Annotated in this window: 13 protein-coding genes and 3 rRNA genes; 10 read left to right on the plus strand and 6 right to left on the minus strand. The window is 65.9% G+C overall.

Translation table 11 applies throughout. The features are described from left to right. Positions 1-123: 123 nt before the first annotated feature. Together CP983_RS33830 and CP983_RS33835 are read right to left on the minus strand one after the other, a co-directional pair. Positions 124-1,344 (minus strand): S-adenosylmethionine:tRNA ribosyltransferase-isomerase, encoded by a 1,221-nt coding sequence (locus CP983_RS33830; protein ID WP_150503821.1) that lies wholly within the window; start codon positions 1,342-1,344, stop codon positions 124-126. Next, complete coding sequence (locus CP983_RS33835; RefSeq protein ID WP_150503823.1) at positions 1,341-2,042, minus strand: SDR family NAD(P)-dependent oxidoreductase; 702 nt, start codon at positions 2,040-2,042, stop codon at positions 1,341-1,343. The genes CP983_RS33830 and CP983_RS33835 overlap by 4 nt, the downstream gene beginning before the upstream one ends. Positions 2,043-2,282: 240 nt before the next feature. Between CP983_RS33835 and CP983_RS33840 the strand changes: the two genes are divergently transcribed. From CP983_RS33840 to chpE, 3 genes are all read left to right on the plus strand, one after another. Continuing rightward, positions 2,283-3,428, plus strand: coding sequence for a GAF domain-containing sensor histidine kinase (locus tag CP983_RS33840; protein WP_150503825.1), 1,146 nt, complete (start codon positions 2,283-2,285; stop codon positions 3,426-3,428). Continuing rightward, entirely contained in the window at positions 3,421-4,062 is a 642-nt protein-coding gene (locus CP983_RS33845; RefSeq protein ID WP_125528125.1) for a response regulator, read from the plus strand. Before CP983_RS33840 ends, CP983_RS33845 begins: the two co-directional genes overlap by 8 nt. Before the next feature lie 168 nt (positions 4,063-4,230). After that, positions 4,231-4,476: a chaplin ChpE gene (chpE, locus tag CP983_RS33850; RefSeq protein ID WP_030951938.1), complete on the plus strand. Its 246-nt coding sequence runs from the start codon at positions 4,231-4,233 to the stop codon at positions 4,474-4,476. Positions 4,477-4,586: 110 nt separating this feature from the next. Here chpE and CP983_RS33855 read toward each other — a convergent pair whose 3' ends face one another. Continuing rightward, positions 4,587-5,375 carry a hypothetical protein gene (locus CP983_RS33855; RefSeq protein ID WP_150503827.1) on the minus strand — a complete coding sequence of 263 codons (789 nt, stop codon included), beginning with the start codon at positions 5,373-5,375 and terminating at the stop codon, positions 4,587-4,589. Between the two features lie 146 nt (positions 5,376-5,521). On the opposite strand from CP983_RS33855, the gene CP983_RS33860 reads away from it, so the two are divergent. The 3 genes from CP983_RS33860 (at position 5,522) to CP983_RS33870 (ending at position 7,946) form a co-directional block, all read left to right on the plus strand. Further along, a complete protein-coding gene (locus tag CP983_RS33860; RefSeq protein ID WP_030953703.1) occupies positions 5,522-6,319 on the plus strand; it encodes an ABC transporter ATP-binding protein in 798 nt (265 codons plus the stop codon). Positions 6,320-6,412: 93 nt separating this feature from the next. Continuing rightward, the gene (locus CP983_RS33865) at positions 6,413-6,844 is read left to right on the plus strand and encodes an NfeD family protein (protein WP_107907320.1); all 432 of its coding nucleotides are present in this window, start codon (positions 6,413-6,415) and stop codon (positions 6,842-6,844) included. Positions 6,845-6,989: 145 nt separating this feature from the next. Next, positions 6,990-7,946, plus strand: a complete 957-nt coding sequence (locus CP983_RS33870; RefSeq protein WP_107907321.1) for an SPFH domain-containing protein — start codon at positions 6,990-6,992, stop codon at positions 7,944-7,946. Positions 7,947-8,078: 132 nt separating this feature from the next. On the opposite strand, the gene CP983_RS33875 is transcribed toward CP983_RS33870, so the two are convergent. From CP983_RS33875 to CP983_RS33885, 3 genes are all read right to left on the minus strand, one after another. Next, positions 8,079-8,585 carry an HNH endonuclease gene (locus CP983_RS33875; protein ID WP_107907322.1) on the minus strand — a complete coding sequence of 169 codons (507 nt, stop codon included), beginning with the start codon at positions 8,583-8,585 and terminating at the stop codon, positions 8,079-8,081. 145 nt (positions 8,586-8,730) lie between these two features. Further along, positions 8,731-9,270 carry a YbhB/YbcL family Raf kinase inhibitor-like protein gene (locus CP983_RS33880; protein ID WP_125528127.1) on the minus strand — a complete coding sequence of 180 codons (540 nt, stop codon included), beginning with the start codon at positions 9,268-9,270 and terminating at the stop codon, positions 8,731-8,733. Positions 9,271-9,313: 43 nt separating this feature from the next. Further along, complete coding sequence (locus CP983_RS33885) at positions 9,314-10,096, minus strand: sporulation protein (RefSeq protein WP_107907324.1); 783 nt, start codon at positions 10,094-10,096, stop codon at positions 9,314-9,316. A 139-nt stretch (positions 10,097-10,235) separates the two neighbouring features. Here CP983_RS33885 and CP983_RS33890 point away from each other — a divergent pair, with 139 nt between their 5' ends. The 4 genes from CP983_RS33890 (at position 10,236) to rrf (ending at position 16,586) form a co-directional block, all read left to right on the plus strand. After that, on the plus strand, positions 10,236-10,886 hold the full coding sequence (locus CP983_RS33890; protein WP_107907325.1) for a DNA-3-methyladenine glycosylase: 651 nt from the start codon (positions 10,236-10,238) through the stop codon (positions 10,884-10,886). A gap of 524 nt (positions 10,887-11,410) precedes the next feature. After that, positions 11,411-12,936: ribosomal RNA gene (locus CP983_RS33900) — 16S ribosomal RNA — on the plus strand. Positions 12,937-13,245: 309 nt separating this feature from the next. After that, positions 13,246-16,365 (plus strand): 23S ribosomal RNA (locus tag CP983_RS33905). Positions 16,366-16,469: 104 nt separating this feature from the next. Continuing rightward, a 5S ribosomal RNA gene (gene rrf / locus CP983_RS33910) occupies positions 16,470-16,586 on the plus strand. The 16S, 23S and 5S rRNA genes sit together here, the layout of an rRNA operon. Positions 16,587-16,806 lie beyond the last annotated feature (220 nt).

A 16,806-nucleotide genomic window follows, 5' to 3' on the forward strand; every position in this document is an offset into this window, starting at 1 on the left:
GGAAGGGCAAAATAGGACAGACAGGGCCGTCTGTGCCGCTCAAAAGGGACGTCACTACCTACTACGGACTTTCGTACGTGATGTGGACCCTATGCGCGGGCTCACATCGGCCGTGCGTCAGTCTCACCAGCAGTTGCTGGAGCAATGCACTGTGTGAGGGTTCTCCGCCGGGAGGATGAGGTGCACGTCGCCGAACTCGTGCCACAGGTAGAGCCCGCGCAGCGCCTCCTCGTAACTGCGGCTGATCGCGTCCCGCCCGGCGACCGCCTCCAGCATCAGCAGATGCGAGGCCTCCGGCTCGTGCAGCCCGGTCAGCAGCCCGTCCACCACCCGCACCCCGCGCTCCGGCGTCACGACGAGATCCGTCCATCCCTCACGCGCGCGTACGACCCCGTCGGCGTCCACCGCCGACTCCACGGCCCGTACGGCAGTCGTCCCCACGGCGACGACCCGGCCGTCCCCGGCCTTCACCGCGTTGATCAGCCGGGCGGACGTCTCCGGCACCGCGAACCGCTCCGGATACGGCGGCTCGTGCGCCTCGGCCGAGGCCACCCCGGTGTGCAGGCTGATCGGCGCGATCTGCACACCCCGGCTGACCAGCTCCGTCACCAGCCCGGCCGTGAAGGGCCGCGCCGCGCTCGGCATCTCCGCACTGCCCGCACCGTCGGTCGATGGCAGCGCGAACACCGTCTGATACACGGACAGTGGCTGATCCCGCTCGGTATAGGAGTAGCGGATCGGCCGCCCGTGCTCCCGCATCAGCCCGAGGATCCCGGTGCCGGGCGCGGCTGTGAGGTCCTCACCGGCGCCCTCCACGTCCAGGGGCCCGGCGACCCGAGCCCACCACAGCCGCTCGCTCCCCGTGCTCAGCGGCTCTTCCAAAACCAGCCGCAGCCCGCCCGGCAGCCGCACCTCACAACCCGCGGGCCCTCCCGCCCGTCGCCCGCCACCACCCTTCCGGCGAGCGCTTCGCGCACTGTTCCATATACGCGCGCGCGTAGTGCCCCGCTCGTCCGGATCCCGCAGCTCGACCGCCCACCGCCCGTCGTCCCCGCGCGTGGAGAAGTGCACGACCACGCGCGTGTGCCCGAGCCGCCCGTCCACGGCCGCGGCCAGCGTCTCCGACGTATTCACGACCAGCAGATCCCCGGCCCGCAGCAGCCGCGGCAGCTCACGGAACGCGTGATGCGACACCGCGGTGCCCCGCGACACCAGCAGCCGTACGGCATCCCGGCCCAGCCCCGGCCCACGCTGCTCGGCCGGAACCCGCGCCGACAGCTCCTCGGGCACCTTCCCCCACGCTCGGACCGGCTCGCGCGGGGGGACTCCCATCGCCAGCGTCATCGCCGCCCCTCCAGCAGAGCCGGAGCCCCGTAGCGGCCGCTCGCCGGACGCTCGTCCAGCAGCCGCAGGAACGCCGGCACGACACTCGCCGGCGCCGGCCGCGGACCGTCGTCGTCCGGTACGGCCGCCGCGTACAGGTCCGTGGCCATGTCCCCGGGGTCGACCGCCCACACGCGCAGCCCGGGCTCCTCCTCGCCGAGCACCGCCGCGAGATGGTCGAGGGCCGCCTTCGACGCCCCGTAACCGCCCCATGTCTCGTACGCCTCGGCCGCCGCGTCCGAGCTCACCGTGATCACGGCCCCGGTCCCGGCCGCCCGCAGCAGCGGTAGTGCCTCCTGCACCAGGCCCAGCGCGGCGACCACGTTCACCTCCAGCGCCTGCCGCAGCCCCGCCGGCGGCAGCGCGTCCAGCCGCAGTAGCGGCTCGGCGCCCAGCGCGCTGGCGTTGCTCACCAGCAGATCGACGCCGCCCAGCCGCCAGGCGGCCGCCACCAGAGCGGCCCGGTGCCCGGCGTCCGTGACATCCCCCGGCACCGCCGTCACGCGCGTGCCGTGCGCGTCCCGCAGCGCGGACGCCGTCTCCTCAAGGACCTCCGGCGTCCTGGCGTCCAGCACCAGATCCCAGCCGCGCGCGGCCAGCGCCTCGGCGAGCGCCCGCCCCAGCCCCTTCGAGGCCCCCGTGATGATCGCTACCGGCATGACAACCGTCCCCTCGTCCAGCCGCCTCGGATCGGCGGTGCCCTCAACGTAGGAACGGGGCCGCCCGCACCGCCTCGGACGCGGGCCGCAACATCGCGGGGCCCTTCGTCCTAGGCCGAGCACCCGGGGCCGTTCGCCCTACGTCGCCGACCGGGGGACCAGAGGACTAGGACCGGCGCCCTAGCCGGCCGCCGCCACAGGTCCGATCCGGCCGTCACACCCCGCCGGTACGGTGAGGGCATGAGTCAAGCCCCCAGGTCCGGCCTCGCCGCGGTGAGCTCCGCGTTGCTGGCCATGAGCAGGCATCTGGAGGTGCGCGACGTCCTCAAGACGATCGTCGCCTCCGCCCGCGAACTGCTCGACGCGCAGTACGCCGCGCTCGGCGTGCCGGACGACCACGGAGGCTTCGCCCAGTTCGTCGTCGACGGGGTCAGTGACCACCAGTGGAAGGCCATCGGCCCGCTGCCCCGCCAGCACGGCATCCTCGCCGCGATGCTCCAGGAAGCCAAGGTCGAGCGCCTCGCCGACGTCCGCAAGGACCCCCGCTTCGAGGGCTGGCCGTCGGCACACCCGGACATGTCCGACTTCCTGGGCCTGCCGATCCGCGACGGCGACGAGGTCATCGGCGCCCTGTTCCTGGCGAACAAGAACTGCCCCAAGCCGGAGGGCAGTTGCGGCTTCACCGCAGAGGACGAGGAACTCCTCGGCATCCTCGCCCAGCACGCCGCGATCGCCCTGACCAACGCCCGCCTGTACGAGCGCAGCCGCGAACTGACCATCGCCGAGGAACGCTCACGCCTGGCCCATGAACTGCACGACGCGGTCAGCCAGAAGCTGTTCTCGCTGCGCCTGACGGCCCAGGCCGCCACCGCCCTGGTCGACCGCGACCCGGCCCGGGCCAAGGGCGAGATGCACCAGGTCGCCGTGCTCGCCGCCGAGGCCGCCGACGAACTGCGCGCCGCGGTCGTCGAGTTGCGCCCCGCCGCCCTCGACGAGGACGGCCTCGTCGCCACCCTGCGCACCCAGATCCAGGTCCTCGACCGTGCCCACACCGCCCGCGTCACCTTCGCCGGCCGCGGTGTGAAGGCCCTGCCCTCCGCCCAGGAGGAGGCCCTGCTGCGCGTAGCCCAGGAGGCCCTGCACAACGCCCTGCGGCACTCCGGGGGCGAGCACGTCGACGTGACCCTGGACCGGCGCGGCGGCGGAGCGGTCCTGCGGATCACCGACGACGGCAGCGGCTTCGACCCGAAGGCGGTACGCCGCGCGGGACGCCACCTGGGCCTGGTCTCCATGCGGGACCGGGCGAGCGGCGTCGGCGGCACGCTGACCGTGGAATCGGCGCCCGGCAAGGGCACCGTGATCGAGATGGAGGTCCCCGGTGGCTGACGCAATCAAGGTGCTGCTCGTCGACGACCACCAGGTGGTCCGCCGTGGCCTGCGCACGTTCCTCGAAGTGCAGGACGACATCGAGGTCGTGGGGGAGGCCGCGGACGGCGCCGAGGGAGTGGCCCGCGCCGAGGAGCTGAAGCCGGACGTCGTCCTCATGGACGTCAAGATGCCGGGGATGGACGGCGTCGACGCCCTGCGCAAGCTCCGCGAGCTGGACAACCCCGCGCGCGTGCTCATCGTCACCAGCTTCACCGAACAGCGCACGGTGATCCCGGCCCTGCGCGCGGGCGCCGCCGGGTACGTGTACAAGGACGTCGACCCGGACGCGCTCGCCGGAGCCATCCGCTCGGTGCACGCAGGGCACATCCTGCTCCAGCCCGAGGTCGCGGGCGCCCTGCTGTCCCAGGAGGAGGCCAACTCGGGGCAGGGGAGAGGCGGTTCGCTGACGGAGCGGGAGCGCGAGGTGCTCGGGCTCATCGCGGACGGCCGATCGAACCGGGAGATAGCCAGGGCCCTGGTCCTGTCCGAGAAGACCGTCAAGACGCACGTCTCGAACATCCTGATGAAGCTCGACCTCGCGGACCGCACCCAGGCCGCGCTGTGGGCCGTACGCCATGGCGTGACCGGCTGAAACGCTCTGCGCAGGGCGTGACGGACGGCAATTCGGAGGGTTCCGCTCCGGACTGAGATTCATACCGTCGTGGGAATGTCCCCCGGATGGCGCATCCTTCGTGGATCTCCCCCGTTCTCCAGTGCGTGCTGCGGCGACTGCCGCGGCAATCGCAAGGAGGGCTTAGAAGTGAAGAACCTGAAGAAGGCAGCGGCCGTGACGATGGTGGCGGGTGGCCTGCTGGCCGCCGGTGCCGGAATGGCCTCCGCCACCGACGGCGCGCACGCCGACGGCCAGGCCGTGGGCTCCCCGGGCGTCGCCTCGGGCAACCTCGTCCAGGCCCCGGTCCACATCCCGGTCAACGTCTCGGGCAACAGCGTGAACGTCGTCGGCATCCTGAACCCCGCCTTCGGCAACCTGGCCGTCAACAAGTGACGACCCCCCAGTACAGGCAGTGACCTCCGGCCCCCCGGGTTTCCCCGGGGGGCCGGTCTGTTCCTGCCGAAGGCCTCAGGAGCGCTCCGCTACGGCCGCCCCGCGGACGCTCACCGCGCGCCCCGCTCCCGCTCCTCCACATACGCGTTGTACGCGGCCACCTGCGCCCGCCGGGCCACCCGCTCCACCGGCCGCAACGCCTCCGTCCGGGCCCCCATCTCCGCGGAGCTCACCGCACCCCCGTGCCCGTTCTCCCGCGCCAGTGACACCAGCAGCCCGACCCGCTGCGCCAGCTCCAGCACCCGCACCGCCCGCGGCGGATACCCCGGCGCCAGCACCTCCCGCCCCCGCTCGGCCCGCGCCCGGTAGGCGTCGATCGCCGCCTCGGCCACCGGCCCCGAGCCGGCCACATCCAGCCGGGACAGCACCTCCGTCGCCTCCCGCAGGCCCTCCGCCAGCTCCCGCTCGGCCTCACCCAGCGACGGCACGTCCGCCGGCGGCGCCTCCCGCACGGGCAGCACCCGCCAGACGACCTCGACATGCACATCACCGTCGGGCCCGGCCTCGGACACCTCCGGCACCAGCCCGAACGCGGCACCGTGGCAGATCACCGCCTCCTCGGCATCCATCGCCCGCGCGTTGAACTCCGGCGGGCCGCTCAGCCCCAGCGGATGCCCCGGCGCCGGCAGCGCGATGCGCAGTCCGCTCACCCCGAGCGCCCGCAGCCGCCCCAGCCCCAGCGTGAGCCCCACGGGCGCCGACTCGCCGGGCAACCCCTCCACCCGGTGCACGGCGTCGTCACCGACGATCTCGTGCACAGCGTCATCCGGTGAGACAAGTCCGGCCAAAAGGGCATTTCCCCAAGCGGCAAGGCGTCCTGAACGTGGTTCCGAGAGCATGCCCCCACCCTAAGGACCGGACCGATGGAATGAAGGGGTGGACCGGTGGCGTAGATTTCGTTGAGGGCTGCGCCCACAGGCGCACGCGACCACCGAGACGCCGAGACGCCGAGACCGGTCACACTGCAAGGGGAGACAACGCGCTCATGAGCGATGTTCTGGAGCTTCAGGACGTATCCGTGGTCCGCGAGGGCCGGGCTCTGGTGGACCAGGTCTCCTGGTCGGTCAAGGAGGGCGAGCGCTGGGTCATCCTCGGCCCGAACGGAGCCGGCAAGACCACCCTCCTCAACGTCGCGTCCAGCTACCTCTACCCCAGCAAGGGCACCGCGACCATCCTCGGCGAGACCCTCGGCACCCCCGGCACCGACGTCTTCGAGCTGCGCCCCCGCATCGGCGTGGCCGGCATCGCCCTCGCCGAGAAGCTCCCCAAGCGCCAGACGGTCCTCCAGACGGTCCTGACCGCCGCCTACGGCATGACCGCCACCTGGAACGAGGACTACGAGGACGTCGACGAGCAGCGCGCCCGCGCCTTCCTCGACCGCCTCGGTATGAGCGACTACCTCGACCGGAAGTTCGGCACCCTCTCCGAGGGCGAGCGCAAGCGCACCCTCATCTCCCGCGCCCTGATGGCCGACCCCGAGCTGCTCCTCCTCGACGAGCCCGCCGCCGGCCTCGACCTCGGCGGCCGCGAGGACCTCGTACGCCGTCTCGGCCGCCTCGCCCGCGACCCGATCGCCCCCTCGATGCTCATGGTCACCCACCACGTCGAGGAGATCCCCCCGGGCTTCACCCACGTGCTGATGATCCGCCAGGGCAAGGTGCTCGCCGCCGGCCCCATGGAGCTCGAACTGACCTCCCGCAACCTCTCCCTCTGCTTCGGCCTCCCGCTCGTCGTCGAGCAGGTCGGCGACCGCTGGACGGCACAGGGCCTCCCGCTCTCCTGACCCACTCCTTCACCCCGCGAAACCCCGGTAAGAAGGGCCTCTCGAACGATCGGCCCCTGTCGGTGACAGGGTCCGCGGTCCTACCATGACCATGTGGAAATCGACGCGTGGGTTTGGTGGTTGATCGGCGCGGCAGCGCTCGGCATCGGGCTCGTGATCACCGCGATGCCCGAACTCGGCATGCTCGCGGTCGGTGCCGTCGCCGCCGCCGTGGCCGCCGGCATCTTCGGCGGTGACGCCGTGGTCCAGGTCGTGGCCTTCGTCGTCGTCTCGACCGCACTCATCGCCGTCGTACGGCCCATCGCCAACCGGCATCGCGCACAACGACCCCAACTCGCCACCGGCATCGAGGCGTTGAAGGGCAAACAGGCCGTCGTTCTGGAACGCGTCGACGCCTCGGGCGGCCGGATCAAGCTCGCCGGAGAGATCTGGTCGGCACGCGCCCTCGACACCGACCGCGCCTACGAAGCAGGCCAGGAAGTGGACGTCGTGGACATCGAGGGGGCCACCGCGATCGTCATGTGACCGCGCACCGTGACCTCGCACGACGTATCTGGCGCGAACGCGCCACGGGGTACGCGACGGTCTGTCAGACTCGACCAGCAAGATCTTCAACAGGCATAAGATCTGCCGAAGTTGCCGCAGCGGAGAAGGGGAACGGGGAACGACGATGGAACCGGTCATCATCGTCCTGATCATTCTGGTGGTGTTGGTCTTCATCGCCCTGATCAAGACGATCCAGGTCATCCCGCAGGCGAGCGCGGCCATCGTCGAGCGCTTCGGCCGCTACACACGGACACTCAACGCGGGCCTCAACATCGTGGTCCCGTTCATCGACACCATCCGCAACCGCATCGACCTGCGTGAACAGGTCGTGCCGTTCCCGCCGCAGCCGGTGATCACCCAGGACAACCTGGTCGTGAACATCGACACCGTCATCTACTACCAGGTGACGGACGCGCGGGCGGCCACCTACGAAGTCGCCAGCTACATCCAGGCGATCGAGCAGCTCACGGTCACCACGCTCCGCAACATCATCGGCGGCATGGACCTGGAGCGGACCCTGACCTCCCGCGAGGAGATCAACGCGGCCCTGCGCGGCGTCCTCGACGAGGCGACGGGCAAGTGGGGCATCCGCGTCAACCGCGTCGAGCTCAAGGCGATCGAACCGCCCACCTCCATCCAGGACTCGATGGAGAAGCAGATGCGCGCCGACCGTGACAAGCGCGCCGCGATCCTCACCGCCGAAGGTACGCGCCAGGCGGCCATCCTCACCGCCGAAGGTGAGAAGCAGTCCCAGATCCTCCGCGCCGAGGGTGAGGCCAAGGCCGCCGCCCTGCGCGCGGAAGGCGAGGCCCAGGCGGTCCGTACGGTCTTCGAGGCGATCCACGCCGGCGACCCGGACCAGAAGCTCCTCTCCTACCAGTACCTCCAGATGCTCCCGAAGATCGCCGAGGGCGACGCCAACAAGCTCTGGATCGTCCCCAGCGAGATCGGCGACGCCCTCAAGGGCCTCTCCGGCGCCATGGGCAACCTGGGCGGCCTGGGCGGCGGTTCGGGCAACGGCGGTTCCCCGGGCATCCCCGGCCAGGCAACGGAACGCCGAGAGAAGCCGTCGATCGACTGACCTACGGTGTGAAAACGGGGCCCGCCTTCAAAACGAAGACGGGCCCCAACTCCTTCAGGGGCGCGGGGAACTGCGCGACAAGCCACAACCAACCCGCAGCCTACGAACCACCGATGGGCCCACGCCGAAGGATCAGGCCGCGTCCGTCGCCAGCCAATCCGGCAGCGCAGCAAACTCCTCGGCCCCCAGCGTCAGCAACATCGCATCGGCAGGAGTCGGCTCGAACGGCTCCCGAAGCAACGGCATACCCGCCTGCTCAGGCGTCCGGTCCGCCTTCCGGTGATTGTCCTCCGCACACGAGGCGACCGTATTCAGCCACGTGTCCTGCCCACCGTGCGACCGCGGCACCACGTGGTCCACGGTCGTCGCCCGCCGCCCGCAGTACGCGCACCGGTGCCGGTCCCGCACCAGCACACCCCGCCGCGACCACGGCGCTTGTCTTCGGAACGGCACCCTTACGTACCTGCACAGCCTGATCACCCGGGGCGCGGGTATGTCGACCTCGGCTCCACGCATACGCAGTTCGGGGTGGGCCTGCTCGACGACGGCCTTGTCCTGAAGCACCAGAACGACGGCTCGATTCAACGTCACCGTCGACAACGGCTCGAAGCTCGCGTTCAGTACCAGCGTGTCCCGCATTGCAGCCCACCTCCCGTGCGCACCTGCCCACCCCCTGGCGGGCTGGGATCAACTCTGGCCGGGCACGCCGAGATGGACAACGAAATAAAAAATGCCCGCCCCCGATCACTTCCATGACCGGGGGCGGGCAAACGTTCCATGAACGTCAGGATTCGGCGGGCACCTCGTACTCGGCGATCACATGCGCACGCGCGAGCGTGTGGAACCGCAGGTTGAATCCGACGGCGGCCGGACTCGCGGTCGAGTCCGGTCCGAGCTTCTCCTGGTCCACGGCGTACACCGTGAACACATAGCGGTGCGGCCCGTCCCCGGGCGGCGGTGCGGCACCGGTGAAGTCCTTGGACCCGGCGTCGTTCCGCGCCTGTACGGCACCCTCCGGCAGCCCCTCGAACTTGCCGCTGCCCGCACCGGCCGGCAGCTCGGTCACGGAGGCCGGGATGTCGAAGAGGACCCAGTGCCAGAACCCGCTCCCCGTGGGGGCGTCCGGGTCGTAGCAGGTCACGGCGAAGCTCTTGGTCCCGGCCGGGAAGCCCTCCCAGCGCAGCTGCGGCGAGGTGTTGCCGGCAGCCTGGACCTGAGCGTCCTTGAGGGTCCCGCCGGCCTCGACGTCCTCACTCGTGACCGTGAAGGACGGCACGGGCGGATGGAAGTCGTGGGGCAGCGGCCGCCGCTTGAGCTCGGTCACTTCGATACCTCCTGACGAAACAGTGGAATCAGCAGTTCCGAGCCTAGAACCAGTTGCGCTTGCTGCCGACCTCGGACAGCCACTGGTTGAGGTACGCCGCCCAGTCGGTCCCGTGGAAGTCGTTCAGACCCACCTGGAACGAACGGAAGGTGTCGCTGCCCTCGCTGAACAGCCCCGGCTTCTTGTCCATTTCCAGGACGACGTCCATCGCGTTGCCGTCCGCCACGAAGCTCAGCTCGACCTGGTTGATCCCGCGGTACTGCTGCGGCGGGAAGAACTCGATCTCCTGGTAGAACGGCAGCTTCTGCCGGGTGTTGCGGATGTGGCCGCGCTCCATGTCCGCGTTCTTGAAGCGGAAGCCCAGCTGGATGAAGGCGTCGAGGATCGCCTTCTGCGCCGGCAGCGGGTGCACGTTGATCGGGTCCAGGTCGGTGGAGTCCACGGCCCGGGCGATCGCCAGCTCCGTCGACACACCGATGTTCATGCCGCGCAGCGACTGACCGTCGATCATGGTGACCGGCGTCTCCCACGGGATCTCCAGCCCGAACGGCACCGCGTGCACCGCGCCGGGCTGAAGCTCGAAGGCACCGCCGAGCTGCATCTTCGTGAACTCGATGTCCTGCTTGTACTCCGAGTCCTGGGTCTCGACCTCGACACGGGCCTGAAGACCCACGGACAGGCCCTCGATGTTCTGGCTCACGGACCCGCCCTGAATCCGCACCTCGCCCTGGACGACACCGCCCGGAACGACGTTGACCTCGGTCAGCACCGTTTCGACCGAAGCACCGCCGGCCCCCAGGCTCGCGAGCAGCTTCTTGAACGCCATGACTCTCCTCTTCTCAGAGTGGATCCCTGATCCCTACAAACGCGATCCGGCCGTGGCCGGTTCCGCGCCCCACCCTGGCAAGGCGCAGGCTTCCTGACCACCCCGTCGCGACGACCCGTCTCCACTACCCTCGGACGGCATGATCGCGACCCCCGACCGTACGCCCCTTCCCCGGGACTTCTTCGACCGCCCCGTCCTGGAGGTCGCCCCCGATCTCCTGGGCCGGATCCTCGTACGCACCACCCCGGACGGTCCGATCGCCCTGCGCCTCACAGAGGTGGAGGCCTACGACGGCCCTAATGACCCCGGCTCCCACGCCTATCGCGGCCCCACACCCCGCAACGGCGTGATGTTCGGTCCCCCTGGGTACGTCTACGTCTACTTCACCTACGGCATGTGGCACTGCATGAACCTGGTGTGCGGCCCCGAGGGCCGGGCCAGCGCGGTCCTGCTGCGCGCAGGTGAGATCGTGGAGGGCGCCGAGCTGACCCGTAAACGTCGACTCTCGGCCCGTAACGACAAGGAACTGGCCAAAGGCCCGGCCCGCCTGGCCACCGCCCTGGACGTCGACCGCGCGTTGGACGGTACGGACGCCTGCGCCTCGGGCGAGACCCCGCTGAGGATCCTCGCCGGCACCCCCGTCCCCTCCGACCAGGTACGGAACGGTCCGCGCACCGGAGTGGCAGGTGACGGTGGCAATGGCGACGTCCACCCGTGGCGCTACTGGATCGCCAACGACCCTACGGTCAGCCCCTATCGGGCCCACGTCCCCAAGCGTCGCTCAAGTTGACTCCCCATGACGGGGCGCGTAACGTGGCCCGAGCCGCTGAACCGGGTACTGCGAAGTCAGCAGCCGGAGCGGCCAACCCACTACCTAGCAACAACCCCTCAGCAGGGTCGATTCCGGCGTGCCCGCATGCCCGAATTCGAATCCGCAGAACCCCGATTATGAATCGGGCGGGGGAATCGGCTAACGTAGTGAATGTCGAAAGGCCGACAGGCGAAAGCCCAGGGCTCAAGACAATCCCGCCGACAGGGAATCGGATCGGAAAACGATCTGATAGAGTCGGAAACGCAAGACCGAAGGGAAAAGCCCGGAGGAAAGCCCGAGAGGGTGAGTACAAAGGAAGCGTCCGTTCCTTGAGAACTCAACAGCGTGCCAAAAATCAACGCCAGATATGTTGATACCCCGTCTCCGACCGTTCGGTTGGGGCGAGGTTCCTTTGAAATAACACAGCGAGGACGCTGTGAACCGGGAGACTATTCCTCTCCTGGTTCCGCTCTCGTGTGTGTGCACCGGATGACCGGTAAACATTCACGGAGAGTTTGATCCTGGCTCAGGACGAACGCTGGCGGCGTGCTTAACACATGCAAGTCGAACGATGAACCACTTCGGTGGGGATTAGTGGCGAACGGGTGAGTAACACGTGGGCAATCTGCCCTTCACTCTGGGACAAGCCCTGGAAACGGGGTCTAATACCGGATAACACTCCTGTCCTCCTGGACGGGGGTTAAAAGCTCCGGCGGTGAAGGATGAGCCCGCGGCCTATCAGCTTGTTGGTGAGGTAATGGCTCACCAAGGCGACGACGGGTAGCCGGCCTGAGAGGGCGACCGGCCACACTGGGACTGAGACACGGCCCAGACTCCTACGGGAGGCAGCAGTGGGGAATATTGCACAATGGGCGAAAGCCTGATGCAGCGACGCCGCGTGAGGGATGACGGCCTTCGGGTTGTAAACCTCTTTCAGCAGGGAAGAAGCGAAAGTGACGGTACCTGCAGAAGAAGCGCCGGCTAACTACGTGCCAGCAGCCGCGGTAATACGTAGGGCGCAAGCGTTGTCCGGAATTATTGGGCGTAAAGAGCTCGTAGGCGGCTTGTCACGTCGGGTGTGAAAGCCCGGGGCTTAACCCCGGGTCTGCATTCGATACGGGCTAGCTAGAGTGTGGTAGGGGAGATCGGAATTCCTGGTGTAGCGGTGAAATGCGCAGATATCAGGAGGAACACCGGTGGCGAAGGCGGATCTCTGGGCCATTACTGACGCTGAGGAGCGAAAGCGTGGGGAGCGAACAGGATTAGATACCCTGGTAGTCCACGCCGTAAACGGTGGGAACTAGGTGTTGGCGACATTCCACGTCGTCGGTGCCGCAGCTAACGCATTAAGTTCCCCGCCTGGGGAGTACGGCCGCAAGGCTAAAACTCAAAGGAATTGACGGGGGCCCGCACAAGCAGCGGAGCATGTGGCTTAATTCGACGCAACGCGAAGAACCTTACCAAGGCTTGACATACACCGGAAAGCATTAGAGATAGTGCCCCCCTTGTGGTCGGTGTACAGGTGGTGCATGGCTGTCGTCAGCTCGTGTCGTGAGATGTTGGGTTAAGTCCCGCAACGAGCGCAACCCTTGTTCTGTGTTGCCAGCATGCCCTTCGGGGTGATGGGGACTCACAGGAGACCGCCGGGGTCAACTCGGAGGAAGGTGGGGACGACGTCAAGTCATCATGCCCCTTATGTCTTGGGCTGCACACGTGCTACAATGGCAGGTACAATGAGCTGCGATACCGTGAGGTGGAGCGAATCTCAAAAAGCCTGTCTCAGTTCGGATTGGGGTCTGCAACTCGACCCCATGAAGTCGGAGTTGCTAGTAATCGCAGATCAGCATTGCTGCGGTGAATACGTTCCCGGGCCTTGTACACACCGCCCGTCACGTCACGAAAGTCGGTAACACCCGAAGCCGGTGGCCCAACCCCTTGTGGGAGGGAGCTGTCGAAGGTGGGACTGGCGATTGGGACGAAGTCGTAACAAGGTAGCCGTACCGGAAGGTGCGGCTGGATCACCTCCTTTCTAAGGAGCACTTCTCACCAACTCCGGTTGGTCAGAGGCCAGTACATCGGCGAATGTCTGATGCTGGTTGCTCATGGGTGGAACGTTGATTATTCGGCCGATCTTCTGGGTCGGAGGCTTGCCAGTACTGCTCTTCGGAGCGTGGAACGCATGATCTCCGGACAGGGTCCGGCCGGGCACGCTGTTGGGTATCTGAGGGTACGGATTTGATCCCGACCTCAATGCCGGCGCCGGTGAAGCACCACAGGGTGGTGTGTGACGGTGTACTGGTCGTTGTTTGAGAACTGCACAGTGGACGCGAGCATCTGTGGCCAAGTTTTTAAGGGCGCACGGTGGATGCCTTGGCACCAGGAACCGATGAAGGACGTGGGAGGCCACGATAGTCCCCGGGGAGTCGTCAACCAGGCTTTGATCCGGGGGTTTCCGAATGGGGAAACCCGGCAGTCGTCATGGGCTGTCACCCTTGCCTGAACACATAGGGCAAGTGGAGGGAACGCGGGGAAGTGAAACATCTCAGTACCCGCAGGAAGAGAAAACAACCGTGATTCCGGGAGTAGTGGCGAGCGAAACTGGATGAGGCCAAACCGTATACGTGTGAGACCCGGCAGGGGTTGCGTATGCGGGGTTGTGGGATCTCTCTTCTGTTGTCTGCCGGCAACAGGACGAGTCAGAAACCGTTGATGTAGGCGAAGGACATGCGAAAGGTCCGGCGTAGAGGGTAAGACCCCCGTAGTCGAAACATCAGCGGCTCGTTTGAGAGACACCCAAGTAGCACGGGGCCCGAGAAATCCCGTGTGAATCTGGCGGGACCACCCGCTAAGCCTAAATATTCCCTGGTGACCGATAGCGGATAGTACCGTGAGGGAATGGTGAAAAGTACCCCGGGAGGGGAGTGAAATAGTACCTGAAACCGTGTGCCTACAAGCCGTGGGAGCGTCGGATATGTGCTTGCACATATCTCGTGACTGCGTGCCTTTTGAAGAATGAGCCTGCGAGTTTGCGGTGTGTTGCGAGGTTAACCCGTGTGGGGAAGCCGTAGCGAAAGCGAGTCCGAATAGGGCGATTTAGTAGCGCGCTCAAGACCCGAAGCGGAGTGATCTAGCCATGGGCAGGTTGAAGCGGAGGTAAGACTTCGTGGAGGACCGAACCCACCAGGGTTGAAAACCTGGGGGATGACCTGTGGTTAGGGGTGAAAGGCCAATCAAACTCCGTGATAGCTGGTTCTCCCCGAAATGCATTTAGGTGCAGCGTCGTGTGTTTCTTGCCGGAGGTAGAGCACTGGATAGGCGATGGGCCCTACCGGGTTACTGACCTTAGCCAAACTCCGAATGCCGGTAAGTGAGAGCGCGGCAGTGAGACTGTGGGGGATAAGCTCCATGGTCGAGAGGGAAACAGCCCAGAGCATCGACTAAGGCCCCTAAGCGTACGCTAAGTGGGAAAGGATGTGGAGTCGCAGAGACAACCAGGAGGTTGGCTTAGAAGCAGCCACCCTTGAAAGAGTGCGTAATAGCTCACTGGTCTAGTGATTCCGCGCCGACAATGTAGCGGGGCTCAAGCGTACCGCCGAAGTCGTGTCATTGCAGCAATACTCCCAACGGAGGCTGTGATGGGTAGGGGAGCGTCGTGTGCCGGGTGAAGCCGCGCCGGAAGGCAGTGGTGGACGGTTCACGAGTGAGAATGCAGGCATGAGTAGCGATTCACACGTGAGAAACGTGTGCGCCGATTGACTAAGGGTTCCTGGGTCAAGCTGATCTGCCCAGGGTAAGTCGGGACCTAAGGCGAGGCCGACAGGCGTAGTCGATGGATAACCGGTTGATATTCCGGTACCCGCTGTGAAGCGTCAAACATCGAACCCATTAATGCTAAGGCCGTGAAGCCGCCCTGGAGCCTTCGGGCAAAGGGGAGTGGTGGAGCCGCCGAACCAAGGTGGTAGTAGGTGAGTGATGGGGTGACGCAGGAAGGTAGTCCATCCCGGGCGGTGGTTGTCCCGGGGTAAGGGTGTAGGACGTCAGGTAGGCAAATCCGCCTGACATGTGTCTGAGACCTGATGCCGAGCCGATTGTGGTGAAGTGGATGATCCTATGCTGTCGAGAAAAGCCTCTAGCGAGTTTCATGGCGGCCCGTACCCTAAACCGACTCAGGTGGTCAGGTAGAGAATACCGAGGCGTTCGGGTGAACTATGGTTAAGGAACTCGGCAAAATGCCCCCGTAACTTCGGGAGAAGGGGGGCCATGTCCGGTGATTGGATTTACTCCATGAGCTGGGGGTGGCCGCAGAGACCAGCGAGAAGCGACTGTTTACTAAAAACACAGGTCCGTGCGAAGCCGTAAGGCGATGTATACGGACTGACGCCTGCCCGGTGCTGGAACGTTAAGGGGACCGGTTAGCTCCATTTCGGTGGGGCGAAGCTGAGAACTTAAGCGCCAGTAAACGGCGGTGGTAACTATAACCATCCTAAGGTAGCGAAATTCCTTGTCGGGTAAGTTCCGACCTGCACGAATGGCGTAACGACTTCTCGACTGTCTCAACCATAGGCCCGGTGAAATTGCACTACGAGTAAAGATGCTCGTTTCGCGCAGCAGGACGGAAAGACCCCGGGACCTTTACTACAGTTTGATATTGGTGTTCGGTTCGGCTTGTGTAGGATAGCTGGGAGACTGTGAACTCTGGACGCCAGTTCAGGGGGAGTCGTCGTTGAAATACCAGTCTGGTCGTGCTGGATGTCTAACCTGGGTCCGTGATCCGGATCAGGGACAGTGTCTGATGGGTAGTTTAACTGGGGCGGTTGCCTCCTAAAGAGTAACGGAGGCGCCCAAAGGTTCCCTCAGCCTGGTTGGCAATCAGGTGTTGAGTGTAAGTGCACAAGGGAGCTTGACTGTGAGACCGACGGGTCGAGCAGGGACGAAAGTCGGGACTAGTGATCCGGCGGTGGCTTGTGGAAGCGCCGTCGCTCAACGGATAAAAGGTACCCCGGGGATAACAGGCTGATCTTCCCCAAGAGTCCATATCGACGGGATGGTTTGGCACCTCGATGTCGGCTCGTCGCATCCTGGGGCTGGAGTCGGTCCCAAGGGTTGGGCTGTTCGCCCATTAAAGCGGTACGCGAGCTGGGTTTAGAACGTCGTGAGACAGTTCGGTCCCTATCCGCTGCGCGCGCAGGAATATTGAGAAGGGCTGTCCCTAGTACGAGAGGACCGGGACGGACGAACCTCTGGTGTGCCAGTTGTTCTGCCAAGGGCATGGCTGGTTGGCTACGTTCGGGAGGGATAACCGCTGAAAGCATCTAAGCGGGAAGCCTGCTTCGAGATGAGTATTCCCACCCACTTGATGGGGTAAGGCTCCCAGTAGACGACTGGGTTGATAGGCCGGATCTGGAAGCACGGTAACGTGTGGAGGTGACCGGTACTAATAGGCCGAGGGCTTGTCCTCAGTTGCTCGCGTCCACTGTGTTAGTTCTGAGACAACGACCGTTGTCGGCTTAGAGCAGAACAGACAAAAGAAAAGTGTGCTTGTTCGCTCGAAACCATTAGGGTTTCGGTGGTTATAGCGTGAGGGAAACGCCCGGTTACATTCCGAACCCGGAAGCTAAGCCTTACAGCGCCGATGGTACTGCAGGGGGGACCCTGTGGGAGAGTAGGACGCCGCCGAACAATCTTTGGAGGACCCCTGGTCCCAGCGTTCAGCTGGGACCAGGGGTCCTTTTGTTTTTACAATGCTTGAGGTACCGAAGACAGGAGTCACCCATGTCCACCAACTCTCCCGACGACCGACCGGAGCGCGACCAGCGTCGACGGGACGGCGGTGACCGTGGTGATCGAGGCGGTTTCCGGGGAGACCGCGGTGACCGTGGGGGCTTCCGCCGGGACAACG

The organism is Streptomyces chartreusis (assembly GCF_008704715.1).
In the GTDB taxonomy this organism is placed as follows: domain Bacteria; phylum Actinomycetota; class Actinomycetes; order Streptomycetales; family Streptomycetaceae; genus Streptomyces; species Streptomyces chartreusis.